The following is a 23,845-nucleotide window of genomic DNA, read 5'->3' as shown; positions in this document are numbered from 1 at the left end:
CACCACCTACGCGAACGCCGACGAGACCCTCGCCGAGCTCGGTTACGCCCCGAACCGTCGCCCCGGCCAGGTCGGCTTCACCCAGCACGCCTGACCCGCTGTCTCACGTCTGCGACAGCACCTCTCGATGGAGCGGGGACGCCCACAGGCGTCCCCGCTCCGTCTGCCCGCCTCGAGATCTTTTGGAGGAAATGCCTTGAGCAGCTCCGTTTCCCCGACCGTCGTGATCGTTCCCGGACTGCGTGACCACGTCGAGGACCACTGGCAGACCCTGTTGGCCGCCGGCCTGGACAAGGTCCGTACCGTCCCGCCGCTCGAGCACGACAAGCTCAGCCTCGACGCCCGTGTGGCCGCGCTCGACGCCGTCCTGGCCGACATCGACGGCCCCGTCGTGCTCGTCGCGCACAGCGCCGGCGTGATGATCACCGTGCACTGGGCCGCCCGGCACGACCGCCCGGTGGCGGGCGCGATCCTGGCCACCCCGTCGGACCTCTCCACCCCGCTGCCGGCCGGATACCCGGCGCTGGCGGACCTCGAGGCGAACGGCTGGAACCCGGTGCCGCGCAGCCCGCTGCCGTTCCCGAGCATCGTCGCCGCCAGCACCAACGACCCGCTGGCCGATTTCGCCGTCGTCGTCGACCTCGCACACGCGTGGGGCGGCCGTCTCGTCGACCTCGGTGAGGTCGGACACCTCAACCCCGCCTCGGGCTACGGCGAATGGCCCCGCGCGACCGAGCTTCTCGACGAACTGTTCACCACGATCGGCGTCCAGACCGCGCCGAGCCACTGACCTTCACGACCGCTGCCCGAGAGAGACGCCCCGATGCTCAATCTGTCCATGTTCCTGGAAGACTCGGCCCGTAAGTACCCGAGCCGCGACGCGCTGGTGCTGGGGGACGACCGGTTCACCTACGCGGAGACCGACGGTCTCGCGAACCAGATCGCCAATCTTCTCGTCGCGTCCGGGATCGAGCCCGGTGACCGGGTTGCGGTCTCCTGCCCCAACCTGCCGTGGTTCCCGATCGTCTACTACGGGATCCTCAAGGCGGGCGCCGTGGTCGTGCCGCTCAACGTCCTGCTGAAGGGACGGGAGATCGCCTACCACCTCCAGGACTGCGGGGCGGTCGCCTACTTCTGCTTCGAGGGCGGACCGGATCTGCCGATCGGCGAGTACGGACGGGACGGCTTCGACGAGGCGCCCTCGTGCCGAACGATGTTCGTGATCGGCGGCGACGGCAGCGTCGCCGCGGGCAGCGATGTGGGAATCACCGCGCTCTCGACGGTGCTGCCCGACCAGCCGTCGACGTTCGAGTCGGTGGCGCGGGAAGCCACGGACACCGCGGTCATCCTCTACACGAGCGGGACGACCGGCCGGCCGAAGGGCGCCGAGCTGACCCAGTCGAACATGGTCATGAACGCCATCGCCTCGAACCGGTTGTTCGACAGCAGCCCGAGCCTGCACGACACCCACCTGCTGACGCTTCCTCTGTTCCATTCGTTCGGGCAGACGATCAACATGAACGCGGGTTTCTCGGTGGGCGCGACGCTCGTGCTGCTCCCGCGTTTCGAGGCGAGCGCGGCGCTGGACATCATGGAGCGCGAGTCGATCACGATGTTCGCGGGCGTGCCGACGATGTACTGGGGCCTGCTCGGAGCCGTCGACGACTCGGTTGACGTGGGCCGGATCGCCGCCAACCTCCGCAAGGCGATCTCCGGGGGCGCGGCGCTGCCGGTGGAGATCCTCGAGCGCTTCGCGAGGCGATTCGGGGTCCAGATCCTCGAGGGATACGGGCTGTCCGAGACCTCACCGGTCGCCCTGTTCAGCGATCCGGAGCAGGCACCGCGAGCGGGATCGATCGGGATCCCGATCTGGGGCGTCGACGTGCGCCTCGTCGATCGTGACTGGAACACCGTCGAGGAAATCGGCGCCGTCGGCGAACTCGCGATCCGCGGACACAACGTGATGAAGGGCTACTACGGTCGGCCGGAGGCCACCGACGAGGTGATGCGCGACGGTTGGTTCCGCACGGGCGATCTGGCCCGCCGCGACGACGACGGTTTCTACTACATCGTGGACCGAGCCAAGGACATGATCGTGCGCGGTGGGTTCAACGTCTATCCGCGGGAGATCGAGGAAGTCCTCATGACGCACGAGGCGGTCTCGTTGGCGGCCGTGATCGGAGTGCCGCACGAGAGCCACGGCGAGGAGGTCCGCGCCTACGTCATCCCGCACGAGGGCTCCGGGATCTCGGCCGACGAGTTGATCGCCTGGTCGAAGGACCGGATGGCGAGCTACAAGTACCCGCGCGAGGTGCGGATCGTGGATCAGCTCCCGATGACCGGCACGGGGAAGATCCTCAAGCGCGAACTGGTGTGAGCAACCGCAACCGTCCGAAAACTCTTACCTGAGGGTGAGTTTCACGGTTCAGACTCCTGCACGGAGGGTCTGAGCCTAGGCTCTCGGGCACTTGGACGGTTGTACAGGAAGGCTCACCGTGCGCGCGTTGCTGTTGCTTGCCCTGACGGCTCTGACCCTGCAGGCAGTCCCGGCTGCGGAAGCGGCTCCGCTCGGCGACGGGTGGACGCTTCCGCAGCTGACGGTCGAAGATCGGACCATCAAGGACGTCGAAGGTCGGACGGTGCTCCTGCGCGGTGCGAATGTGAATCAGCTCAACGACTACGCGCAGAACGGAACCGACCTCCCGACGGTGGCTCCGCTGGATCGAACGGACTTCGCGCGGATGGCCGCGCTCGGGTTCGACGTCGTGCGACTGAACGTGTCGTGGTCGGCGCTGGAGCCGACCCGGGGCGCGTTCGACCAGGCCTACGTCCAGCGGATCCGCTCCGCCGTGCAGGACGCGAAGGACCACGGCATCTACACCGTGCTCGACATGCATCAGGACGCGTGGGGTCCGTTCGTCGGAACCCCCGCCGGGCAGACCTGCCCACCGTTGCTCGAGCCGGGGATCGGGTGGGACGGCGCACCGGAATGGGCCACGCTGACCGGCGGATGGACGACGTGCAACATCGGGGGACTGCGCGAGGCGTCGCCCGCCGTTGCGCGCGCGTTCCAGGCGTTCTACGACGACGAACAGGGAATCCAGGGCCGCCTGGTCGCGACGTGGGCGCGGCTGGCCGCCGAGTTCGCCGACGAGCCCGCGGTCGCCGGCTACGACCTGCTCAACGAGCCGAACCCGGGACTGCGGGACCCGTTCACGGCCGCCGACCAGATCGGCCGTTTCTACCAGCGCGCGATCGCGGCCATCCGGCAGGCCGAATCCGGCGGCTTTCCGCACCTGATCTTCTTCGAACCGAGCGCCGTCTGGTCGGCGTTCGGGATCGACGCGCTCCCGCCGCGCCACTACCTCGCCGATCCGCTCGTAGTGTTCTCGCCGCACCTCTACAGTCAGTCGATCACCGTCAGTAGCGAGTTCCCCTCCCTGGAGACCGGATTCCGGATCGCCGCCGCGGGAGCCGACTGGTACGGCGCACCGCTGTGGACAGGCGAATGGGGCTGGTTCGGTGAACCCGACGAGCAGCCCTCCGCCGTCGACCGGTTCGTCGACGCCACGAACGAGCATCGGATGGGCGGCGCGTGGTGGTCGTGGACGCAGGCGTGCGGCGATCCGCACGCCGTGCGCGACGGCAACACCGAGAAGCCGCAGGGCAACCTCAATCGGATCGACTGCCCGTCGGGCCGGTCGCTGGGGATGGTGGACGGATTCGTGACTCCGCTGGCCCGGGCGTACCCGCGCGCGACCCCCGGATCTCTGACCGACGTCACGTCGGAGGGCTTCGCCGGCAGCGGTCGCGGACGGGTGGAGGCGTGGTATCCCGGCGCCGAGCAGCCGCAACTGGACACCGTGAATCTCGCGGATGTGGATCTTGCGCGGGTGGACGGCGGCTGGCGCTTCACGGCACACGCCGACGGTGACTACTCGGTGAGCAGCCGCTGAGTCGACTCGGATGGAGCTCGGCCTGAGCGATTGCTTAGGAGGTGGGCGGATGTGTGTTGTCACGCATCCGCTTTCACCATTCGTTCTGCGCAGGCCGCGAACGACGCGCCCACCGACTCGGGGGTATGCAGCTCGCGGGACGGGTACCACCGCACCGTGTCGATACACAGCGACAGAACCGCGAGGGTGGTGACGTCGATGTTGTCCACCGCGAACTCCCCGTCACGCGTGCCGTCCGAGATGATCGAACGGACGGTGGCGACGATGTCCCGGCGCAGTTGCACCACCCGCGCGTGGTTCTCGTCGTCGAGAGCGGCGAGTTCGTACTGCACGACCCTGGCGGTCGTGTGGTTCTCAGCGTGCCAGTGTGCGAAGGCATAGACGGCGGCACGCAGGCGTTTCGTCGGAGATCCCGCGGTCTCGGCGCCGGCGCGCAGGGCCGCGTACGCCGCGATGTGCCCCTCGAGGCTCAGCCTGGCCAGCACGTCCTGCTTGGACCGGAAGTGGATGTACATCGCGGCGGGGCTCATGTTCGCCCCCGCGGCGATCTCGCGCGTGCTGGTCCCGTGGTAGCCCTTCGCCGCGAACGCGTCGCGCGCGGAGTCGAGTAGCCGCTGCTCGGCCTCCCCGATGGGGCGGTCCGCGCGCGGTCCTGCTGATTGCGATGACATCTGTCTCCGACCTCCGGCGCATCCGCCGACCCGATGTCGGCGTTTCCGCATTGACTTTCCCACACTCTCGTCGCAAACTAAGCGAGCGCTTAGCCGATGGAGGTTGAGTCGGAAAGGGTACGAAGTGAAGAGAGCAGTTTTCACCGCCGATCACGAGCAGTTCCGCGCGTCGGTCCACGACTTCCTGGCGCGGGAAGTGGTCCCGAACGTCGAGTCCCACAGCGAGAACAAGCTGATCGCGCGCGAGGTGTGGCGTGAGGCCGGCAAGCAGGGCATCCTCGGCCTCGAGATTCCGGAGGTCTACGGCGGCAGCGAGGCCGGTGACTACCGGTTCAACGCGGTCGCGACCGAGGAGTTGGCCGCCGTCAACATGGCCCTGGCGTCGAGCTTCGGGATCCATTTCGACATCGTGACGCCGTACGTGGTCGACCTCGCGTCGGAGGAGCAGAAGCAGCAGTGGCTGCCGCGGATGGCGTCCGGTGACGCGGTGGCGGCGATCGGCATGACCGAGCCGTCTGCGGGCTCGGACCTGGCCAATCTGAAGTCGTCCGCCGTTCGCGACGGCTCCGACTGGATTCTCAACGGATCCAAGACCTTCATCACGAACGGCTACACCGCCGACGTGGTGGTCGTCGCGGCGCGAACCGACCCGACACAGCGTTCCAAGGGCATCAGCCTCTTCCTCGTCGATGCGTCGCTCCCGGGCTTCGAGCGGGGACGCAAGCTCGACAAGGTGGGCCAGCCCGAGTCCGACACCGCCGAACTGTTCTTCGACAACGTCCGTCTCCCGGCCGACGCGCTGCTGGGCGAGCCCGGCACGGGATTCGTGGCGATGATGGAACGCCTCCCGCAGGAGCGCATCGGCGCCGCGGTGACCAATGTCGCGCACGCCAAGCAGATCCTGCTGGAGACGATCGAATACGCCAAGGATCGCAAGGCGTTCGGGAACTCGATCGGTTCGTTCCAGCACAACAAGTTCCTGCTGGCCGAGCTGGTCACGAAGATCGAGGTGGCGCAGGCGTACATCGATGCGGCGGTCGCCCAGCACTCCGATGCCGGGCTCAGCGCCGTCGACGCGGCCAAGGCCAAGTGGTGGTCGGCGCAGGTGCAGAACGAGGTGCTCGACCACTGCGTGCAGCTGCACGGCGGCTACGGCTACATGCGCGAGTACCGCGTCGCGCGCGCCTGGATGGACGCGCGCGTCACGAAGATCTGGGCCGGATCCAACGAGATCATGAAGGAAATCATCGGGCGCGATCTCGCGCTGTGATCCTCGCCCTCCCGATCCGTGGGGCTCGTGCGCCCCGCGGATCGGGAGGCCGGCACCAGTGCGTGTCTCCTGTTCGGCGGCGAGTCCCTCTCCACCTGTGAAAGAGGCCCCCCGCGACAATCGAGGGCCACTGTCGGCCGTCGTATCCCTACATGAAGTTCGCCCCGGCGAAAGTGTGTGAGTCGCCACCGCTTCGGTACCCGATTCGATCCTTCTCGATGGAGAAGGCGTATGCGAGGTCGGCCAGGGAGAAGAAGGCCGCGTGGACCGCCGCCCACCCGGCACGTCTACGGCCGCATCGTCGATGACGCGATACTGCCCGTGCGCCGACAATTTCGTCCCCGCACCGGAATTTGCCTTCAGCGCGCCTTGTGACGGCCGGTGGCGCATCCACCGATCAATAAGCGATTGCTTATTCTGGTGGAGCACATCTAGCTGCTGCAGTGCGGCCCTGGCCGACTGCCCCTCGAGGCGTGACCTCCGTGTTGCACACGCAAGATCAACTGTTCGAACTGTTGTCGTGCTCGGCCAGAACCAGATTCGGTCCACCTGCTTCCGTCTCCGCGGCTGGGATTGACTTTCGCGAGCAACCGCCCCAAACTAAGCGAACGCTTAGCGATCCGCCCTATGGGCGGAGGTCGAGGCGGAACGGGGACCGACCGCGCGGGCAAGCGCCGCGTCGCGCGCGTGGATGACATGTCTGCCCGCGACGACGCTCCCGGCCGGTTCGACCGAGTTCACGTAGGAAGTCACTCTGGCGCGAGTTGGCGCTGTTACCTGTGCCGGCTGCGGCCGGCGGAACGGGAGTTACGAATCATGACCGAAGCAGTCATCGTCGCAACCGCACGTTCGCCGATCGGGCGTGCGGGTAAGGGATCGTTGGCAGGGGTCCGGCCGGACGACCTTGCCGCGCAGATGGTTCGAGCAGCTCTCGACCAGATCCCCTCGCTCGATCCGAACACCGTGGACGACCTGTACCTGGGGGCCTGGGAGCACACCGGTGAGCAGAGCGAGAACATCGCCCGCCGCGTTGCAGTCCAGTTGGGTATGGATGCAGTTCCCGCCGTGACGGTGAACCGGGCGTGCGCGTCGAGCGTGCAGACCACGCGGATGGCGTTCAACGCGATCAAGGCCGGTGACGGTGACGTGTTCGTCTCCGCCGGTGTCGAGTGCGTCTCGCGGTACCCGCAGCAGAACGGCGTCGGGGCCGGCGACGTCCAGTTGCAGAACCCGCTGTTCGCGCCGGCGCAGGAACGGACCAAGCGGCTGGCGGAGACCAACGAGACCTGGACCGACCCGCGCACCGCGGGCCTGCTGCCCGATGTCTACATCACCATGGGGCAGACCGCGGAGAACATCGCCACCCACCGCGGGATCAGCCGGGCCGAGCAGGACGAATTCGCCGCCCGCTCACAGCAGTTGGCGGAGAAGGCGATCGCCGACGGGTTCTTCGAGCGGGAGATCACCCCGGTCATCCTCGCCGACGGAAGTGCGGTCCGCACCGACGACGGACCCCGAGCGGGCACCACGTTCGAGAAGCTGTCCGGACTGCGAACCGTCTTCCGGGAGGACGGCACCGTCACCGCCGGAAATGCGTGTCCACTCAACGACGGTGCCGCCGCGCTGGTCGTGATGAGCGACCACAGGGCCGCCGAACTCGGGCTCACCCCGCTCGCACGCGTGGTGTCGACCGCCGTGAGCGGCCTGTCGCCGGAGATCATGGGGCTGGGCCCGGTCGAGGCGTCGCGTCGGGCTCTCGCGAAGGCGGGCCTGTCGATCTCCGACATCGACCTCGCCGAGATCAACGAGGCGTTCGCGGCGCAGGTGATCCCGTCGTACCGGGATCTCGGCATCGACATCGACCGACTCAACGTCAACGGCGGCGGCATCGCGCTGGGGCATCCGTTCGGTGCGACCGGTGCCCGCATCACGACCACGCTGCTGCACTCGCTGCAGGAGCGTGACCTCCAGTTCGGACTGGAGACCATGTGCATCGGTGGCGGCCAGGGAATGGCGATCATCTTCGAGAGGCTGAGCTGATGACCGAAACGATTGGGACACAGACAACGTCGAACGTGTCGTTCGACTTCACCGGCCAGTCCGTGATCGTGACCGGCGGTGGACGCGGCATCGGGCTCGAGTTGGGGCGCTTCTTCCACGAGACCGGTGCCACCGTGTACCTCGTCGACTTCGACGGCGATGCGGTGACCGAAGCGGCTGCCGAGGTGGGGTGCCGCTGTGCCGTAGCCGACGTGAGCAACAGCGATTCGGTCCAGTCCGTGGTCGATCGCGTGATCGCCGAGACCGGTCGGATCGACGTGCTGGTCAACAATGCCGGCATCCTCCGCGACCGAGTCCTCTGGAAGCTCACAGACGACGACTACGAGCAGGTCATGGCGGTCCATGCGGGCGGGACGTTCCGGTTCAGCCGCGCCTGTGTGCCCCATTTCCGCGAGCGCGGTTACGGCCGCATCGTCAACGTCACCTCCTACACGGGTCTGCGCGGCAATCCGGGCCAGGCGAACTACGCCATGGCCAAGGCCGGGATCATCGGTTTCACCAAGACCGCCGCGAAGGAACTCGCCCGATTCGGTGTGACGGTCAACGCGATCTCGCCCAACGCCGAGACCAGGATGATCGCCTCCATCCCGGAGGACAAGAAGGCCGAGTTGATCGCACAGGTCCCGATGGGCCGCTTCGCCGATCCCCGCGAGATGGCGGCGGCGGTCGCGTTCCTCGCATCGACGAACGCCGGATACATCACCGGCACCGTGCTTCCTGTCGACGGCGGGATCTCGATATGACGGCTCGCTTCGTCGGCCGCGTCGCCGTCGTCACCGGGGCGAGCCGCGGCATCGGTCTCGCGGTGGCGCAGCGCCTGGTCGACGAGGGCGCGCGCGTCGTGATCACGGCGCGCAACCAGGACGCGCTCGCCGCCGCCGTCGAACAGTTGGGCGGCCCGTCGGTGGCGCTCGCCGTCGCTGGGCGGGCCGACGACGAGACCCACCAGGCCGAGACGATCGCGCGGGCCGTCGAGGTCTTCGGCCGGTTGGACGTCCTCGTCAACAACACCGGCATCAACCCGGTCTCGGGGCCGGTGCTCGACACCGACCTGGACGCGGCGCGAAAGATCCTCGGGGTCAACGTGCTCGGCGTGATCGGTTGGGCCAGGCACTTCCGGAAGCAGTTGGATGGGGCGGTCGGCGCGGTGGTCAACGTCGCCTCGGTGGCGGGGCTCCGGCCGGCGACCGACATCGGCGTCTACGGAGTCAGCAAGTCCGCGGTGATCGCGTTGACCGCGCAGCTGGCGGCCGAGAACAGCCCGACGATGCGAGTCAATGCCGTCGCGCCCGCGGTCGTGCGGACACGGTTCGCCGGTCCGCTGTACGAGGGGCGTGAGGAGCAGGTGGCCGCCGACTACCCGCTGGGACGGCTCGGCGAGCCGGAGGACATCGCTGCCGCCGTGGCGTTCCTCGCGTCCGACGACGCGGCGTGGATCACGGGGCAGACTCTGGTCGTCGACGGTGGCCTGACCCTGGCGGGAGGAGTGTGATGGCGGTATTCACCTCTCTCGACGAGTTGCGCTCCGCGGTCGGCACCGACCTCGGCGCCAGCGACTGGGTGACGGTCTCCCAGAACCGGATCGACACGTTCGCAGACTGTACCGAGGACAGGCAGTGGATTCACATCGATCCGGTGCGCGCGGCGGACGGTCCGTTCGGCGGTCCGATCGCCCACGGTTACCTCACGCTGTCGTTGCTGTCACGGTTCTTCGATGATCTGATCCGCGTCGAGAACGTGACCGCGGCCGTGAACTACGGACTCGACCGGGTGCGGTTCCCCTCTCCGGTCCCGGGTGGTTCGCGCGTGCGCGGCCACGCACGGGTGGCGTCCGTCGACGACGTTCCCGGCGGCGTGCAGGTCGCACTCGACGTCTCCGTCGAGTGCGACCGGGCCTGCAAGCCGGTTTGTGTGGCGCGGTCCCTCGCCCGATACCTGGTGGAATAGCCGGGTGGGGCCACGAGCACGTGGGCCTGCCGCGCACGTCGTGCGCGGCAGGCCCGTGGTTCGTTTCGGGGTGTCCCCGGATCAGACCATCATGACTCCGACGAGGGCGATGGCCGCGACCCAGACGGTGGACGCCGCGGCGAGGATGAACGGCCGGATTCCGACCTTCTTGATCGTGGCGATGCGGACGCCTGCACCCAGCGCGAACATTGCTGCGGTCAGCAGCGCAGTCTGCAGTGAGCTTGCAGCCGAAAGAAGTCCGGTCGGGAGGACTTCCGTCGAACGGATGACGACCAGTCCGAGAAACGCCAGGACGAATAGCGGAATCAGTGGTGGGCGTTTGGTCGTGGTGCCCTGGCCGATGGTCCGTCTGCGTTGCATGATGCTGAGGGCAGCCATGACCGGGGCGAGCATGAGGACCCGGGCCAGTTTCACGATCGTTGCCACGGTGAGGGCTGCACCGCCGATGATGCCGCCGGCGGCGACGACCTGAGCGACCTCGTGGATCGATCCGCCGGCCCACAGCCCGGCTTCGGTGTCGTCGAAACCGATTGCACTCGAGATCAAGGGGATCGTCGGGATCATCAGGGTGCCGAAGATCACGACCAGTGCAACGGCGGTGAGGACCTCCTCCTCGTCGGCTTCGACGACGCCGTCCGCTGCGGCAACTGCCGCGGCTCCGCAGATCGAGAAGCCGCAGGCGATGAGCACCCGCTGGGTCCAGGAGAGGCCCAACAGGCTGCCCACGAACATGGTTCCGACGATTCCGAGGACGACGATCGCCACGACCATTGCGATGACGCCCCACCCGAGGCCGAGGATGTCGCCCAGCACGAGCTGCAGTCCGAGCAGGGAAATGCCTACGCGCAGAAGCTTCTTGGACGAGAAAGTGATTCCGGCGCCGAAGCTCGCCGGCAGAACGACGAGATTGGCAGTGAGGGCGCCCAGCACGATTGCGATCAGCAGCGGGCTCAGCGTGGGGACGAAGTGCCTGACGCCCATGGCGACGACGGCAGCGCCGGCGGACAACGCAATGCCCGGCACCAAGGCGCGCGCCGAGTCCAGACGTGATGGGCCGGATGGGGATGGAGACGCAGCGCTGGAGGCGTCGGATTGGCCCAGTACGGATTTCATACTACGACAATCCTTCGTCGACCGGCTGTTCGGTAGAGACCGATTGAGCAACGGGTCATACCGAATTGATATGTAAGCGCGGTCGGCCATACAGTTGTCGCATGTCGCGTCGGTCGCTCGATCACACTGCTCTCGAGTTGCTGGTCGGCATCGCCGACAGTGGAAGTTTGAGTGCCGCAGGCAGGCTGGTCGGGATGGCGCAACCGAATGCGAGTCGCCATATCACCCAGTTGGAGCGCAAGTTCGGGATGACGTTGGTGCGGCGCAGCACTACCGGTTCGGTCTTGACGTCGAATGGCCTGGTGGTTGCGCACTGGGCCCGAAAGATATTGGCCGACATGGACAAGTTGCTCGAAGCCGTCGACGGCCTGCGGGCGGAGCGATCGCGCGGACTTCGGGTCAGCGCGAGTATGACCGTCGCCGAACATCTGATGCCGCTGTGGCTCGTCCGCTTTCGGCAATCGCATCCCGATCTGACAATTCATCTGGAAGTGCAGAACTCGTTGCGGGTGTTCGAACAGGTCTCGGACGGATCGTGCGAGTTGGGGTTCGTGGAGTCGCCCGAGATTCCCAAACAGATCAGGAGTGTTCCGGTTGCCCGGGATCGTCTGGTGGTGGTCGTCCATCCCGAGCATGTGTGGGCCACACGCGGCCGACCGGTCGGTGCTGCTGAACTGGCCACGACACCGTTGATCGTCCGAGAGCCGGGTTCGGGAACCCGCACCACCCTGGATGTGGCACTCGAAAGGTATCCGCGCTGTCCTCCGCTCCTCGAGTTGGGTAGCTCGGGTGCGATTCGCAGTAGCGTCCTGGCTGGAGTGGGGCCGGCGGTGCTGAGCGCGCTCGCTGTCGCCGACCGCGTCGCGTCGGGCGGCCTCGTGGTGGTCGACGTCGAGGGGCTCGATCTCGAACGGACACTGCGCGCGGTGTGGAGTTCGCAAGGCCCACTGCACCCCGCTGCGGGCGAGCTGATCGGGCTGGCAAGCGATTTCGGTGGGCGTCGCCGCATCGACAGTCGGCGGTGACAAAGCGGATCCGTGCACTCGGGACGAGGTCGCGGACGGGGTGGCCCTGGTCGGTGGAGGAAAGAGCAGGACATGGTGCCTGTCGGCGGCGCACAATGTGGGTATTCCGTGACGGGAGGTACCCCGGATGCCGACGCGCACGATCGACGGTCGACGCTTGACGGTGAGCCGGCTCGACAAGGTGCTGTACCCGGCCACCGGCACCACCAAGGGCGAGGTGATCGACTACTACACTGCGATCGCGCCCGCGCTGCTCCCGCACGCGATCGACCGTCCGGTCACCCGGAAGCGTTGGCCCAACGGCGTGGACGAGCCGTCGTTCTTCGAGAAGAACCTCGCCGAGTCCGCCCCGGAATGGCTCAGCCGAAGGGCGGTGCATCACAAGGATCGGACGGTCCGCTACCCGCTGATCGATTCGACAGCGGCGCTCGCGTGGATCGGCCAGCAGGCCGCGCTGGAGGTGCACGTGCCGCAGTGGCGGTTCGTCGACGACGAGCCGGGGCCCGCGACCAGGCTGGTGTTCGACCTCGACCCCGGTGACGGCGTCGGGCTGGCCGAGTGTGCGCGGGTGGCCTTCGCGGTCCGTGACCTGGTCGCGACCCTCGGGTGGGCGGCGTTCCCGGTCACGAGCGGCAGCAAGGGAATCCACGTCTACGTCCCGCTGGACCGGGCGCTGGCGCCGGGTGGTGCGTCGACGGTCGCGAAAAAGGTGGCGACGAGTCTCGAGCAGATGCACCCCGACCTGGTGACGGCGACGATGGCGAAGTCGGTGCGCGGTGGACGGGTGTTCCTGGACTGGAGTCAGAACAACGCCGCGAAGACCACCATCGCGCCGTACTCGATGCGCGGGCGTTCCGCGCCGACGGTGGCGGCGCCGCGCGCATGGGAGGAACTCGAGGATCCGGATCTGCGGCACCTGCGGTTCGACGAGGTACTCGACCGGTTCCGCCGCGACGGCGACCTGCTCGCCGGCCTGGACCCGCCACTGGATCCGCTCGCCGAGTACCGCCGCAAGCGCGACCCCGACCGCACACCCGAGCCGATACCGCGGACGGAAGAAGAAGGCGGCGAAGGAAACTCGTTTGTCATCCAGGAACACCACGCTCGGCGGCTGCACTACGACTTCCGACTCGAGCACGACGGCGTCATGGTCTCGTGGGCGGTGCCGCGGGGTGTGCCGACGTCGCCGAAGGAGAACCGCCTGGCGGTGCACACCGAGGACCACCCGCTCGAGTACGCGAGTTTCTCGGGCAGCATTCCCCGCGGGGAGTACGGCGGTGGCACCGTGAGCATCTGGGACGCCGGAACGTACGAACCGGAGAAGTGGCGGGACGACGAGGTGATCGTCCGACTCTTCGGCAGCCGAGTGCAGGGCCGGTACGCGCTCATCCGCACCGAGGGTGACCAGTGGCTGATGCATCTGATGAAGAGCGACGGCAACGGCGACGGCGCCCGCACCGATTTGCCGCGCGGACTCGCCCCGATGCTCGCCACCGCGGGCACCCTCGATGGTCTCGACCCCGACGAGTGGGCGTTCGAGGGGAAGTGGGACGGCATCCGGTTGATCGTCGAATTCGACGGCGACGCAATACGATTGCGGGGGAGGGAGGGAAACGACGTCACCGATCGGTACCCGGCACTGCAATCCCTTGCGCGGGCGCTGGACGGGCACCGGGTGGTGCTCGACGGCGAGGTCGTGAGTCTGGACAGCCAGGGGCGGACCAGCTTTCCCGCGCTGCAGGCTGGGGGAGCGCCGCAGTTCTGGGCGTTCGACGTGCTCTACCTCGACGGGATCTCCCTGGTCCGCAAGCGCTACGACGACCGGCGTCGCATCCTCGACGCGCTGGCCGCGGCCGTCGACGGGTTGGTGGTGCCGCCCCAGCTGACCGGGTCGGTCGCCGAGGTCCGCGAGCGCAGTCGTGACCTCGAAGGCGTTGTGGCGAAGCGGCGCGACTCGGTCTATCTGCCGGGCAAGCGGGGATCGGCGTGGATCAAGACGAAGAACTGGCTCACCCAGGAGGCGGTCATCGGCGGGTGGCGACGTGGGCGAGGCGCACGGCACGCGGTGCTCGGTTCGCTGCTGCTCGGTATTCCTGAGGAGGCGGGGCTGCGTTACATCGGCAGGGTCGGCACCGGGTTCAGCGAGCGCGACCTCGACCGGTTGACGTCGATGCTGGCGCCCCTGGAGCGAAAGACGAGCCCTTTCGTCGACGACGTGCCGGACGTCGGCCGCGGCGACACGGTGTGGGTGACGCCGAAGATCGTCGGCGAGGTGCGGTATCGGGAGCGCACCGAGGCCGGCCGGTTGCGGCACCCGAGCTGGCGCGGGGTGCGGGACGACAAGTCTCCCGCGGACGTCCGACTCGAGAACACGTGAGTTGCCGATCAGACGTCGCTCGGGGCGGAACGGTCCTCCGCCATGTGTGCGTTCTCGTTGCTCAGGACGGACACCAGGTCCTCGAGCGCGAGGATCTCGCGGATCCGGTCAGGCTCACGCCCAGTTCACACCGAAGACGCTGCCCCCCGGCGGCTCAAGGCGTACGGTCCGGACAGCGGGGCGGATGCGATGCGCAAGAGCATCGCTCTCGAGATCGTCGGCGACCTCCACCGGCTCCGGGTTCAGATCGACGAGATCACCGCCCGGATCAAGACCGAACTCGCCGCCAGCGGAACCCAACTACCGAAGATTCCCGGCGTAGGCGCGGTGACCGCGGCTCGGATTCTCGCCCGCACCCGCGATCCCACCCGGTTCCCGGGTGAGTCTTCGCTCGCGAACTACACCGGTACAGCGCCGGTGGAGATCGCCAGTGCAGACAAGCAGCGACACCGACTCTCTCGCAGCGGCGACCGAATGCTCAACTCCGCGATTCACATCGTCGGGGTACCCAGGCACGGACACCCAGCAGCCTCGGCTATGCCGACCACCAGCGGAAGATGGCTGAGGGCAAGACCTCACGGGAGGCGATGCGCTGCTTGAAACGGCAAGTCGCGAAACGGCTCTGGCGAACGATGCGAGATGACCAACTCGCTCGGTTGACGATGCCTTCAGTCGACACCGCCTGAAGGTGTCAACCGAGCGCACCGGCTGCGGTTCAGTGCATGGGCATCATCTGCATGGGTGGAATGATCCCCATGTCGTGGAGCCACATCATCATGTGATGACACATCATCATCATCTGCTCGGTCATGGCTACTCACCTCCCTTCCTGGCCGGGAGAGTGGCGGTCCCTGAGCAGGCCGAGTTTGCGCTGGTACTCGTCCTCGTCGATCTCACCGCGAGCCATTCGCTGCGCTAGAAGCTGCTCAGGCGTATCGGATGGAGGTGGAGACGGGGGCGGCTGCGCTGTGCTGGTGAGCGCTCGGGCAACGACAATCACCATCAGGACGATCACCACCAAGATTGCGATCATCACGAGGGCCATGAGTGCGTATCCCCAGCCGTTCATGCCGTTTCCGTACCAGAACATCATCGGGGTGCCTCCGAATGATCCGGTCCCCACCCTTTGTCCAGCATGTCACACCCTTGGGGGTATTTACAGGCTGCGGTCGAGCGACGCCTCCCCCTGGGCGTTGCACGCAGTTCTGCGGCCACCGAGGTGCCGTACCCGCCCCGGGCGGAGGGGCCGCGGTAGAACCAGCGCCGCGAGTGGAGTGCTTGCGGGTATCAGTGCTCATCGAATCCTCCGCTTCGTGCAGTGCTGCGGATCGTGCGTCGGAGGTCGATAGCAGCGGTCGGGCTGACGGATCCTGTGATCGAAACCTGTGTCGTCAGTACATAGGTAACCTCTTTCGGCGCCATCAGACCGGCCCTGACTTGCGGAAATCGTCGTCGCGGACGCTACGATCGAGCGGGCGAAACGCAACGGGCGGGCCAATTCGAGTCCCGTGCGCGGCTGCCACCGTGGGTTCCACGGGGGCTACTTCAAGGAAGAGATGAGGGCAAATGCCCCGCACGCAGGAACACGCCGATCGCTACACCGACGCCCTGATTGCGCTCGCGGCCGCCACGCACCGTCCCGCCAATGTCGTGAACACCTCGGGCCGGTACGCGATCCGCGTCGACTTCGAGTTCAATCGCTATGTTCTTGCGACCAACGCGGAGGACGGGCTGACCAACGACATCGACGCGATCGAGGCCTGGCACGTGGCCTTCTTCCAGCAGTCCCACAGTGTCACCGAGGACGAACTGCTCGCCGAGGCCGAGAACGAGTGGTTGGCGGACGCCTTCGATCAGGCGCTCGACACGCTGCGCAACTCGGGAAAGTGGATCGAGTCGGACGCCAAGTTCGGCGAGCTCGTGAAGTCACCTGTCGCAGCTGATCAGGACTGACGCGTTCACGGCGTCATGCGGCGCCCTCGACGATGGTGACGGGGCGGTCGAGCGCGACCTCGACGGGCGACCACGAGCCCTCGAATTCGAGGCGCTCCACCGCGTGCCCGTACGCGGCCACCAGGTCGCGGTCGGTTTCCGTTGCCAGTAGATCTGCCCCGATAGGGGTGCTCTCGTGGATCTCGACGGTCCAGGTGTCGAGGTCGGTGCGGGCCTCGGCCAGGCCCTGATCGCCGTTGGTGGCGAGGAGGAAGCGCCCGAAGCCGGCATCGGCGCGGATTGCGTAGCCCGCGGCGGTCCGCACGACGGACGCCGGCAGGTGGGTGAAGGCGGCGAACCCGATCAGGGCGTCGGTGTACAGGTCTGTGAAGTACTCGTGCTTGCGTGCCATGACACTCGTCTCTCTTTCGGGCCACCGAACCTCGCGGAGTGGTCTCGCGGATCTCGGAAGCGATGTACCGAACCTCGGTGGTACCGGGCCGGCGGCGTTTTCCTCTCTCGATAGGAGCATCTTGTCTCCTGCAAACTGGTTAGTAAATCTATACCAGACGGCATAGATAACTGCTCGGCGAAGAAGCCGCCGTGGTTGACTACGCTCGTGCCCACTGGCGTACGAACTGCTGAAAGCAGTTGGAATGCAAAAGCTTCGCCACCTACCGATGTCTTCCGACGCAGTCGGGCCTTCGGCTCTACGCTGGTGCCGAACGATGGAGGTGAGGCGATGACGGACGGGGTGGAGCCGAGTCGGCAGTGGTACGACCGGGACGGACGACCGATCCCACCGGAGGAGGCCGAGCGGCTACTGGGACGGCCGGGGTACGACCGGATCCGGGCGACAACGGTGATGGACATGGCCGACCTGGACTGGATACGCGACATCTCCACGGTGTGGGTGGGCGTCGACCTCGGGGAGGTGGCCGAACCTCCGCTGATCTTCGAGACCGCAGTGTTCGATCGCGATCACACGACACTTCGGCATCGCCGGTACGCCACCGAGGCTCAGGCGTCGGAGGCGCACGAGGCGTTCGTCGTCGCTGCGTGCGAGGAGGCGAACGATCCTGTCGTGCTGGAGACGACCGATTCGGTGACGTGAGTGCACCGCTTCCCGCCGCTTGACACGACCGGCGGCCACCCGTGCAAACTGGAATCGGGTGCCTGATCGGGAGTGCCGACGGAGAGGTGCGCGCGATGTCGGACAGTGAGATCGTCGTCAAGCCACTGCCCGGTCTGCGGGTGGCAGAGCTCACCGGGGTCGCGGCCGGCTTCGACCCCGAGCATGTCGGTCCGGTCGTCAAGCCATTGTTCGACGAGCTGATGGATGGTTTGGCCCGCGACGGAGTCCGGGGCATCGGGCCGGCGCTGGCCTACTACGAGCGCACCCCGGCAGGGGCGGACGTCGTCGTCCATGCCGCGATTCCCGTCGGGCCCGACGAGCGACCGGGACGAGATTTCGCGGTCGTGGATCTGCCCGAGATTCCGCGTGCGGCGACGCTCGAGCACCGCGGCTCGATGGAGAACGTGCTCCCGGCGTGGGCGTCGCTCGAGCACTGGATCGAGGCGAACGGCTACCGCGCCGACGGCCCGGCCCGCGAGCGGTACCTCGTCTACTCGGAGAACACCGACGACTGGGTTACCGAACTGCAGCGGCCGGTCACGCGGGACTGACACCGATTCGCCCGGGCTCCGATCTCGCTCAACGGAATCGACACGTCCGTGCCGCTCATCGACGTGCCGCCGTGGGCTCGGTGCATCCGGAAACCCTGACGGGCATCCTGGACGTCGATGTAGAGCGAGAAGCCGCGGGCGCACCACTTCACGCCATCCGACCGCCACTCCGGAAATTCGAGTTCACGACGCTCATCGCGAATCCAGCGACCGCCGTGGCATTCGAGGAAACCGGCGACGGTCTGGTGTCGGTACGTTCCGTGGATACATTCTGCGGTGAACGGGGCGCTCACCTGCTGCTGTGTGGTTGTCATTCCTCGCTACCTGAACTGCTAATCGCGGATCGTGTTCCGCGTGACTATCGGGGTCATTGATTCAATAGTCGGGCATTCAGTGCTTAAACTCCGCTAAAGGGTCGCAATAATTCAAAGACGAAAAACCCCCACTTATCGGGCGATATTGCCGGATAAGTGGGGGGTGTTTCCGGGTTTGGGTTGCGCCAGGTGAGATTCAGTACGCTGCGTTGGCTCCGTACTCGGCCTGCGCACTCGTGAAGCCTTCGAACTCCAGCTGCTCGATCAGTCCTGACTTGGAGAACGACGTCATCTCGAGGTATGTCTTTGCGCTCCGCGCAGCCTGCTTGTTCCAATCCGCGTTCAAACTGTCCACCGCGTACGTCGCATCATCGGTGGAGAAGCCTTCGAACTCCAGTTGCTCGATCAGTCCGCTCCGCGAGAAGCCGCTCATGTCGAGGTACGTCTGGGCAGATCGGACGGCGTTCCGCTGACTGGAACTGATCTGCGGCTTGGCTGGGGCAGGTGCGGCGGCGGGAGCCTTGGGAGCCGGGGCTGGGGCCTGGTGCGTGATGGACGCCGATACCTCCACCTCTTTGAGCGACGGGGCAGGAGCGGGCATCTGGGAGGTAGCGGACGCCGGTGCCTCCACCTTGGTGGACGCGGCAGAAGTGGTCGAGGGAGCGGCCACATTGCTCGACTGACTTGTGCCACTTGATGCGGCCGGTGTGGCTTCGTCCTTCTTGTCGTCCTTCGGAGCGGCGATGCCGATGATTACGAAGAGGGCGACGATCGCGCCGACGATCCACGGCCACTTGCGCTTCTTCTTCGCCGCGGGTTCGGGTTCGGGTGTGGGTTGCATCTGCTGAGTCATGGGTGTGAGCCCCCCCCAGGGGTAGTGCACCTGAGCACGCGCTCGGCGCAATTGGACAAATGTCCAGTAGATAGTAGACCAACCGGTCGACTTGAAACACCTAATGTGACCGTCTTCCGCCTCGGGCGGGTGAAGACGAACGAGAAGTGCCCCGAGATCGTGCGAGCATCGCCCGGCGGGTGCTTCAGCTAGACGTCCGCCGACGGGGGAGGGGGCAACAGGGTGCTCGCCCACTGGTACTCCGCCGTCACGAACTTCGGAGAAATTTTCCGAGGACGGGGACTGGTGCGTTTCGTTCCTTCTTTAGTGGATCGCCCGTTCGGTGTTGCTGATTCTCGGTGGGTGTCGACTGACCGGAATGCGCTGATCCCTGATGGGAATTGGACGCAGGCACAGGTTGATAGTCAGCTTGGTGTGACGCCGGGTCAGGGTGACTGGATGTCGGCACTGTCCAAGAATTTGGAGGGTGCGCCTGCTGAGGTTGGGGAACTGTTGAAGCGGGTCAAGGTGTTTGACAGCGGCGGTTGTTTGAAGCCTGGCGAGTTGGGTATCAATCTGTCGTCGCGTCCTGAGCCGATCTTCACTTCGCCGGATCAGTTGCAGCGGTTCGCGGGGGCGTTGAAGCCTGCGCCGCAGCCGTCCGAGCCCATCGACAACTCGATCACCATTGGCGATGTCACGACAGCAGACATCAAGGAATTTGAGCGCGTACTACGGCACAAACAGTGGAACCGTGTGTCCGCGCTGATCGAGAGGTGAGCATGACGGCCGAAGAGGAGATTGATGGTCCTCGCGCGCTCGAACTATGGCGTGGGTCCCTAAGGCCGGGCCCACTCTGCGGGACGGACCGGGCTGGTGCGATGTCTCCCACGAGGACGCCGCCCTCGACTGGTGGCGGACGAAGGAAGCCAAGGAACGGGCTCGTCCAATGTGGTTGGGCGGCAACGCCCATTGAGTGAAAGTGCCCCCTCGACTACCTTCAAGTATCGAGGGGGCACGCAATGAACACGCCAGACCACATCGCTGAGATGCGACTGTATGAGCGCATCCTCGATGAGCTTGACCGCGATCTGGGTAGCGGCGACGTTAGTGCTGGTAGTGCTGCGGATGCCGGCGAGTTTGATGTTGCGGCGTGGCTGGCTATCGAGGCCGCTAACACGATCGGCGGTCGTTGAGCCGCTCGTTGATGGATCAGTTTCGTGCTGAGCATCCGTTGCGGGTTGAGGATCCGGATCTCTGGCAGATCGTTCTGGAATGGCTGGATGCCATCCCGGTGAAGGCCACGTAGGCAAGGAAGCGTTCCCCGGCTGTTGAGAGGCAACCGGGTACTCCATGCCTAGGGACGGCTACTGCCCGCCTTGGCTGTCACCTTCCCGCCGAGGATCTGCTTGATGGGCTGGCGGCCGGCGAAATGCGCTGCTGGAACTGCGGTGGAAAGAACTTCACCGAGTAGCGCACCTTCCGGGCCAAGGCGATCGCTGTCACTGTTGGCGTGGCCACGCTCGGTGTGGCGGGTGCGGTGACGCTGTTGGTGACGAAGAAGAAGTTGAAGTGGCAGTTGTGCGATGAGTACAACGACACTGGGTCTGCGAAGCCGTATACGGGTCCGGAGTCGAAGAAGTGGCGGAAGTTCCACGAGAAGAACGGGACGCTCTGACCCGGATGTGAAGGTGTCCCACCTGGCCATAGTTGCCGGGTGGGGCACCTTTCGTCGTTTCAGGGCAAGCTTCGATCGACCTTAGCCGGGGCTTCGAACTCGACTGGACACTCCTCAGCATTGCGCAGGAGGTCGCGGTCGCACCTGTATCCGCAGACGGCGATAGCGAGTTGAGCGAGGTAGCAAGCGCTGCATCTGATTGCGCAGATGCTCTGGATGTATGAGTGCACGTCAAGGTCCATTCTTTCCGGCGGCCTGACGAGCGTGCATACGGGATAACAGATCGGTCGGTTTGGTACCCACACGCGCTAGGGACACCCAAGGGTGGCGGGGTCTTGATCCCCTCCCCGGAGCTCCCACGGACCGAATCCCCTCACCGCGTCAGGTCACGACGAATAGCCCTCCCGTGCATGACGGAAAGGCTTGCCCGGACCTCCACGAAGCCAGGCCTGACATCAATGTGGAGGCGTCCCCACCGGTTCGGGGCATGAGAACACCGGGTGCAGTCGGTTTGCGTCTTACTGAACTTGAGTGACGTGTTGCAAGGCATTTCAATCAGGCGATCAAGAACCCGGCAGGCTAGGCGCGGGCATCTACAAGAGATGCCCGGCCCAACCAGTCGGGAACTACGCGGCAGCCCGAACGGACGTTGCCGCCAACCACTTCGCGTGCATCACCCGAAGGCTCTCGATCAACTCCGGAATGTCCTGCGGGCGTACAGCAGTCGACTCGTTGTGGAACCACACCGACCACTGCGTGTAGTACACAGCCCCGTCCTCACCGTGGGTTGTGCAGGGGTGTCCGTGGAGGTTGGGGTGGTTGGAGATCAGTCGATCGATGATGTTCATGCGGCACCGCCCGAGATCCAGTGGCCGAGGCGGAGGGCTTCGATGGTGGCGAAGTAGCCGGTGGTGAAGACGAGGATGACTGCGGCGTAGTCACGCCGGGTCGTCTTGTCGGTGGGGGTCGATACACTGCCCATATGGTTCATTCGGAGGTCCATTCCGTGTGTGCCGGAGGCCCGGATGAGAGTTGGCGCTCTCACTGGGGCCGTTCTATTTGGCGACACGAACCCAGCCATCTGGCACGAATTAGGCAAGAAGCCTGACTGGGAGAGGCAAAAAGCAGCCCCTGAGCTGCTGAAACGGAAGTGCCCTCGGCAGGATTCGAACCTGCGACCTACCCTTTAGGAGAGGGTTGCTCTATCCCCTGAGCTACGAAGGCTGGCAGACGCAGAGCCTACCCGATCAATGGCGTGCCCCACATGTGCCCCACGCGGAGGGCGTTTCCGCTGGTAGATGGTGATGCCGCCCGGCTTCAGGAGAGCCGTGCTCTATCCCCTGAGCTACGAGGGCGGGGGCGAAGCGAACGCGTGGTCGAACATCGTTCGCGCTGTTCCGCAGTAGGGAGTGTAGCGGCCGGGGGCGGTCCGGGATGAATCGGTCGCACGGTCGCAGGATCGGCGGGTCGGACATCGCAAGCGCCGACACGCCGGAGCTTGCGGACCGCCCGGGAAGCCCGATCGTCCTGCGTACGCCCACACCGGGCCGGAGCAATCCAGATAAAGATCCGGTAACGCTGGTCACGGCCTATATGAATTTGTTACCTTGGCCCGGCAGCAAGATCGAGTGCACTCCGGAGTGTGCGGCCGAAGAAACCGATTGACGAGGTAATTGACTGTGGGACGCCATCACCGGACGTCAGCCGACGCTGTTCTCATCGAGCTCGACCCGACACTCCGGCAGGGGCGTCACCGCGGCGAGAGCGCAGGCCCCGGTGCAGGTCTGAAGGCCGCCACGGTCGCCGCCGCAACGGGCGCGATCCTCACCGCCGGTGCGCAGCTCGGCGCGGGCAGTGCCGCTGCCGACCCGGTGGCCGCGCCCGCCCAGGTCCAGCTTCCCGAGGGGCTGCTCCCCGCAGGGCTCGAGCTCCCGGCCCTGCCCCAGCTCCCGGCCCTGCCGCAGCTGCCCACGCCGGATCAGGCGATCGACTCGTTCAAGGCCGTGCAGTTGCCGGCGGAGCTGCCGCAGCCGGTCCAGCAGGCCGTGCGCGACCTCACCGCCGCCGCCGAGGCCAACTTCGGATCGCTCGACAAGGTCAGGAACCGCGCCGTGAAGCCCGTCTCGGGCACCCTCACCTCCGACTTCGGTCCGCGTTGGGGCAGTCATCACGGAGGCCTCGACATCGCCGCCCCCATCGGTACGCCCGTCTACGCCGCCGCCGACGGTGTCGTGGTCGACGCCGGGCCGGCCTCGGGATTCGGGCTGTGGGTGCGCGTCAAGCACGACGACGGCACCACCACCGTCTATGGCCACGTCAACGACTACCAGGTGTCGACCGGCCAGCACGTGGTCGCCGGTCAGCAGATCGCGACCGTCGGCAACCGCGGCCAGTCCACCGGACCCCACCTGCACTTCGAGGTGTGGAACGCCGCCGGCGCCAAGGTCGACCCGTCTGCGTGGCTCGAGGAGCGCGGCGTGGCGGTCACGTGGCGCGGCGCCTCGGCCACCATGTGAGTCGACCTCCGAAACGAGCGAAGTCCCCGTCGGGTGTGGTGAGCACCAGGCGGGGACTTCTCGTTGTTCGGGTTCGGGTTCAGGCGGCGGGGGCGGCGGTCCTGCGGGCGGCGTAGGACAGGCCGCATGCGGTCATCACCTGGCCGAGGCTCAGTTGCCCCTCGTCGCCCTGCGCTCGGGAGAAGCGGCCGTCCGGGCGCACCCACAGCCGGATCGACGCGTTCACGGCGTCCACCCGCCCGAGTACGTACTCGTCGCAGCCGTCGGGGCAGGGGAGCGTCTCGCGCACGACGTGCCGGGAATATGCGAGTTCGATCAGGTCGTCGATCACGAAGCTGCTCCTAACACCCCGGTTGCGCGGGGACCCGACGTCACCGTTCGGTAACGATGATTAGGTTAGCCTTCGCTCCCGTCCTGCTGTCAACCCCTCATTCCGTGCGTGTGAG

At 66.3% G+C, this 23,845-nt stretch carries 27 protein-coding genes and 1 tRNA gene; 18 read left to right on the top strand and 10 right to left on the bottom strand.

The annotated features are described in order from the left end of the window. Nucleotides 1-196 precede the first annotated feature (196 nt). The 3 genes from J2X34_RS27690 to J2X34_RS27680 all read left to right on the top strand — a co-directional run bounded on the left by J2X34_RS27690 (nucleotide 197) and on the right by J2X34_RS27680 (nucleotide 3,956). Complete coding sequence (locus J2X34_RS27690; RefSeq protein ID WP_114718099.1) at nucleotides 197-790, top strand: RBBP9/YdeN family alpha/beta hydrolase; 594 nt, start codon at nucleotides 197-199, stop codon at nucleotides 788-790. 33 nt (nucleotides 791-823) lie between these two features. After that, the gene (locus J2X34_RS27685; RefSeq protein WP_429520295.1) at nucleotides 824-2,377 is read left to right on the top strand and encodes a long-chain-fatty-acid--CoA ligase; all 1,554 of its coding nucleotides are present in this window, start codon (nucleotides 824-826) and stop codon (nucleotides 2,375-2,377) included. 118 nt (nucleotides 2,378-2,495) lie between these two features. After that, entirely contained in the window at nucleotides 2,496-3,956 is a 1,461-nt protein-coding gene (locus J2X34_RS27680; protein WP_429520294.1) for a glycoside hydrolase family 5 protein, read from the top strand. A 59-nt stretch (nucleotides 3,957-4,015) separates the two neighbouring features. On the opposite strand, the gene J2X34_RS27675 is transcribed toward J2X34_RS27680, so the two are convergent. Beyond that, entirely contained in the window at nucleotides 4,016-4,627 is a 612-nt protein-coding gene (locus J2X34_RS27675) for a TetR/AcrR family transcriptional regulator (RefSeq protein WP_429520293.1), read from the bottom strand. 124 nt (nucleotides 4,628-4,751) lie between these two features. Here J2X34_RS27675 and J2X34_RS27670 point away from each other — a divergent pair, with 124 nt between their 5' ends. The 5 genes from J2X34_RS27670 to J2X34_RS27650 all read left to right on the top strand — a co-directional run bounded on the left by J2X34_RS27670 (nucleotide 4,752) and on the right by J2X34_RS27650 (nucleotide 9,905). Next, entirely contained in the window at nucleotides 4,752-5,897 is a 1,146-nt protein-coding gene (locus J2X34_RS27670; protein ID WP_429520292.1) for an acyl-CoA dehydrogenase family protein, read from the top strand. An 816-nt stretch (nucleotides 5,898-6,713) separates the two neighbouring features. Further along, a complete protein-coding gene (locus tag J2X34_RS27665; RefSeq protein ID WP_429520291.1) occupies nucleotides 6,714-7,937 on the top strand; it encodes an acetyl-CoA C-acetyltransferase in 1,224 nt (407 codons plus the stop codon). Next, on the top strand, nucleotides 7,937-8,701 hold the full coding sequence (locus J2X34_RS27660) for an SDR family NAD(P)-dependent oxidoreductase (protein ID WP_114718105.1): 765 nt from the start codon (nucleotides 7,937-7,939) through the stop codon (nucleotides 8,699-8,701). The genes J2X34_RS27665 and J2X34_RS27660 overlap by 1 nt, the downstream gene beginning before the upstream one ends. After that, nucleotides 8,698-9,450 carry an SDR family oxidoreductase gene (locus J2X34_RS27655; RefSeq protein ID WP_429520290.1) on the top strand — a complete coding sequence of 251 codons (753 nt, stop codon included), beginning with the start codon at nucleotides 8,698-8,700 and terminating at the stop codon, nucleotides 9,448-9,450. Before J2X34_RS27660 ends, J2X34_RS27655 begins: the two co-directional genes overlap by 4 nt. Then, nucleotides 9,450-9,905, top strand: coding sequence for a MaoC family dehydratase (locus tag J2X34_RS27650; RefSeq protein ID WP_174908616.1), 456 nt, complete (start codon nucleotides 9,450-9,452; stop codon nucleotides 9,903-9,905). The genes J2X34_RS27655 and J2X34_RS27650 overlap by 1 nt, the downstream gene beginning before the upstream one ends. A gap of 81 nt (nucleotides 9,906-9,986) precedes the next feature. Here J2X34_RS27650 and J2X34_RS27645 read toward each other — a convergent pair whose 3' ends face one another. Beyond that, nucleotides 9,987-11,039, bottom strand: a complete 1,053-nt coding sequence (locus J2X34_RS27645; protein ID WP_174908618.1) for a YeiH family protein — start codon at nucleotides 11,037-11,039, stop codon at nucleotides 9,987-9,989. A gap of 101 nt (nucleotides 11,040-11,140) precedes the next feature. Here J2X34_RS27645 and J2X34_RS27640 point away from each other — a divergent pair, with 101 nt between their 5' ends. Next, a complete protein-coding gene (locus tag J2X34_RS27640) occupies nucleotides 11,141-12,064 on the top strand; it encodes a LysR family transcriptional regulator (protein ID WP_174908620.1) in 924 nt (307 codons plus the stop codon). Nucleotides 12,065-12,191: 127 nt separating this feature from the next. Then, nucleotides 12,192-14,441, top strand: coding sequence for an ATP-dependent DNA ligase (locus J2X34_RS27635; protein ID WP_429520289.1), 2,250 nt, complete (start codon nucleotides 12,192-12,194; stop codon nucleotides 14,439-14,441). A gap of 114 nt (nucleotides 14,442-14,555) precedes the next feature. On the opposite strand, the gene J2X34_RS27630 is transcribed toward J2X34_RS27635, so the two are convergent. Then, nucleotides 14,556-14,741 carry a hypothetical protein gene (locus tag J2X34_RS27630; protein ID WP_429520297.1) on the bottom strand — a complete coding sequence of 62 codons (186 nt, stop codon included), beginning with the start codon at nucleotides 14,739-14,741 and terminating at the stop codon, nucleotides 14,556-14,558. A 27-nt stretch (nucleotides 14,742-14,768) separates the two neighbouring features. On the opposite strand from J2X34_RS27630, the gene J2X34_RS27625 reads away from it, so the two are divergent. Continuing rightward, nucleotides 14,769-15,041 (top strand): transposase, encoded by a 273-nt coding sequence (locus tag J2X34_RS27625; protein ID WP_429520296.1) that lies wholly within the window; start codon nucleotides 14,769-14,771, stop codon nucleotides 15,039-15,041. Between the two features lie 217 nt (nucleotides 15,042-15,258). Here the strand turns inward: J2X34_RS27625 and J2X34_RS27620 are convergent, their stop codons facing one another. Further along, nucleotides 15,259-15,534 carry an SHOCT domain-containing protein gene (locus J2X34_RS27620; protein ID WP_429520288.1) on the bottom strand — a complete coding sequence of 92 codons (276 nt, stop codon included), beginning with the start codon at nucleotides 15,532-15,534 and terminating at the stop codon, nucleotides 15,259-15,261. Between the two features lie 473 nt (nucleotides 15,535-16,007). On the opposite strand from J2X34_RS27620, the gene J2X34_RS27615 reads away from it, so the two are divergent. Further along, nucleotides 16,008-16,394 (top strand): hypothetical protein, encoded by a 387-nt coding sequence (locus tag J2X34_RS27615; RefSeq protein ID WP_429520287.1) that lies wholly within the window; start codon nucleotides 16,008-16,010, stop codon nucleotides 16,392-16,394. Between the two features lie 13 nt (nucleotides 16,395-16,407). Here J2X34_RS27615 and J2X34_RS27610 read toward each other — a convergent pair whose 3' ends face one another. Beyond that, nucleotides 16,408-16,785: a hypothetical protein gene (locus J2X34_RS27610; RefSeq protein ID WP_429520286.1), complete on the bottom strand. Its 378-nt coding sequence runs from the start codon at nucleotides 16,783-16,785 to the stop codon at nucleotides 16,408-16,410. A 330-nt stretch (nucleotides 16,786-17,115) separates the two neighbouring features. Here J2X34_RS27610 and J2X34_RS27605 point away from each other — a divergent pair, with 330 nt between their 5' ends. Together J2X34_RS27605 and J2X34_RS27600 are read left to right on the top strand one after the other, a co-directional pair. Continuing rightward, nucleotides 17,116-17,487, top strand: a complete 372-nt coding sequence (locus J2X34_RS27605) for a hypothetical protein (protein WP_429520285.1) — start codon at nucleotides 17,116-17,118, stop codon at nucleotides 17,485-17,487. A gap of 95 nt (nucleotides 17,488-17,582) precedes the next feature. After that, a complete protein-coding gene (locus J2X34_RS27600; protein WP_114718115.1) occupies nucleotides 17,583-18,059 on the top strand; it encodes a GyrI-like domain-containing protein in 477 nt (158 codons plus the stop codon). Nucleotides 18,060-18,569: 510 nt separating this feature from the next. Here J2X34_RS27600 and J2X34_RS27595 read toward each other — a convergent pair. After that, nucleotides 18,570-19,226, bottom strand: a complete 657-nt coding sequence (locus tag J2X34_RS27595) for an Ltp family lipoprotein (RefSeq protein ID WP_114718116.1) — start codon at nucleotides 19,224-19,226, stop codon at nucleotides 18,570-18,572. A gap of 285 nt (nucleotides 19,227-19,511) precedes the next feature. Between J2X34_RS27595 and J2X34_RS27590 the strand changes: the two genes are divergently transcribed. The 3 genes from J2X34_RS27590 (at nucleotide 19,512) to J2X34_RS27580 (ending at nucleotide 20,883) form a co-directional block, all read left to right on the top strand. Further along, nucleotides 19,512-19,985 (top strand): hypothetical protein, encoded by a 474-nt coding sequence (locus J2X34_RS27590; protein WP_429520284.1) that lies wholly within the window; start codon nucleotides 19,512-19,514, stop codon nucleotides 19,983-19,985. Nucleotides 19,986-20,227: 242 nt separating this feature from the next. Beyond that, nucleotides 20,228-20,401 carry a hypothetical protein gene (locus J2X34_RS27585; RefSeq protein ID WP_429520283.1) on the top strand — a complete coding sequence of 58 codons (174 nt, stop codon included), beginning with the start codon at nucleotides 20,228-20,230 and terminating at the stop codon, nucleotides 20,399-20,401. A gap of 317 nt (nucleotides 20,402-20,718) precedes the next feature. Further along, the gene (locus J2X34_RS27580; RefSeq protein ID WP_181818632.1) at nucleotides 20,719-20,883 is read left to right on the top strand and encodes a hypothetical protein; all 165 of its coding nucleotides are present in this window, start codon (nucleotides 20,719-20,721) and stop codon (nucleotides 20,881-20,883) included. Nucleotides 20,884-21,509: 626 nt separating this feature from the next. On the opposite strand, the gene J2X34_RS27575 is transcribed toward J2X34_RS27580, so the two are convergent. The 3 genes from J2X34_RS27575 to J2X34_RS27565 form a co-directional block, all read right to left on the bottom strand. Continuing rightward, nucleotides 21,510-21,731 (bottom strand): hypothetical protein, encoded by a 222-nt coding sequence (locus J2X34_RS27575; protein ID WP_114718119.1) that lies wholly within the window; start codon nucleotides 21,729-21,731, stop codon nucleotides 21,510-21,512. Continuing rightward, nucleotides 21,728-21,865 (bottom strand): hypothetical protein, encoded by a 138-nt coding sequence (locus J2X34_RS27570; RefSeq protein ID WP_181818633.1) that lies wholly within the window; start codon nucleotides 21,863-21,865, stop codon nucleotides 21,728-21,730. The genes J2X34_RS27575 and J2X34_RS27570 overlap by 4 nt, the downstream gene beginning before the upstream one ends. Before the next feature lie 169 nt (nucleotides 21,866-22,034). After that, a tRNA-Arg gene (locus J2X34_RS27565) sits at nucleotides 22,035-22,107 on the bottom strand. A gap of 455 nt (nucleotides 22,108-22,562) precedes the next feature. Between J2X34_RS27565 and J2X34_RS27560 the strand changes: the two genes are divergently transcribed. Next, nucleotides 22,563-23,399 carry a M23 family metallopeptidase gene (locus J2X34_RS27560; protein ID WP_429520282.1) on the top strand — a complete coding sequence of 279 codons (837 nt, stop codon included), beginning with the start codon at nucleotides 22,563-22,565 and terminating at the stop codon, nucleotides 23,397-23,399. 79 nt (nucleotides 23,400-23,478) lie between these two features. Here the strand turns inward: J2X34_RS27560 and J2X34_RS27555 are convergent, their stop codons facing one another. Next, nucleotides 23,479-23,730 carry a hypothetical protein gene (locus tag J2X34_RS27555; protein WP_114718121.1) on the bottom strand — a complete coding sequence of 84 codons (252 nt, stop codon included), beginning with the start codon at nucleotides 23,728-23,730 and terminating at the stop codon, nucleotides 23,479-23,481. Between the last annotated feature and the right edge of the window lie 115 nt (nucleotides 23,731-23,845).

The organism is Rhodococcus sp. BE178 (genome assembly GCF_050433545.1).
GTDB lineage: Bacteria > Actinomycetota > Actinomycetes > Mycobacteriales > Mycobacteriaceae > Prescottella.
The sequence above is the reverse complement of the archived record's forward strand: the minus strand, read 5'-3'. Positions and strand labels throughout refer to the sequence as shown.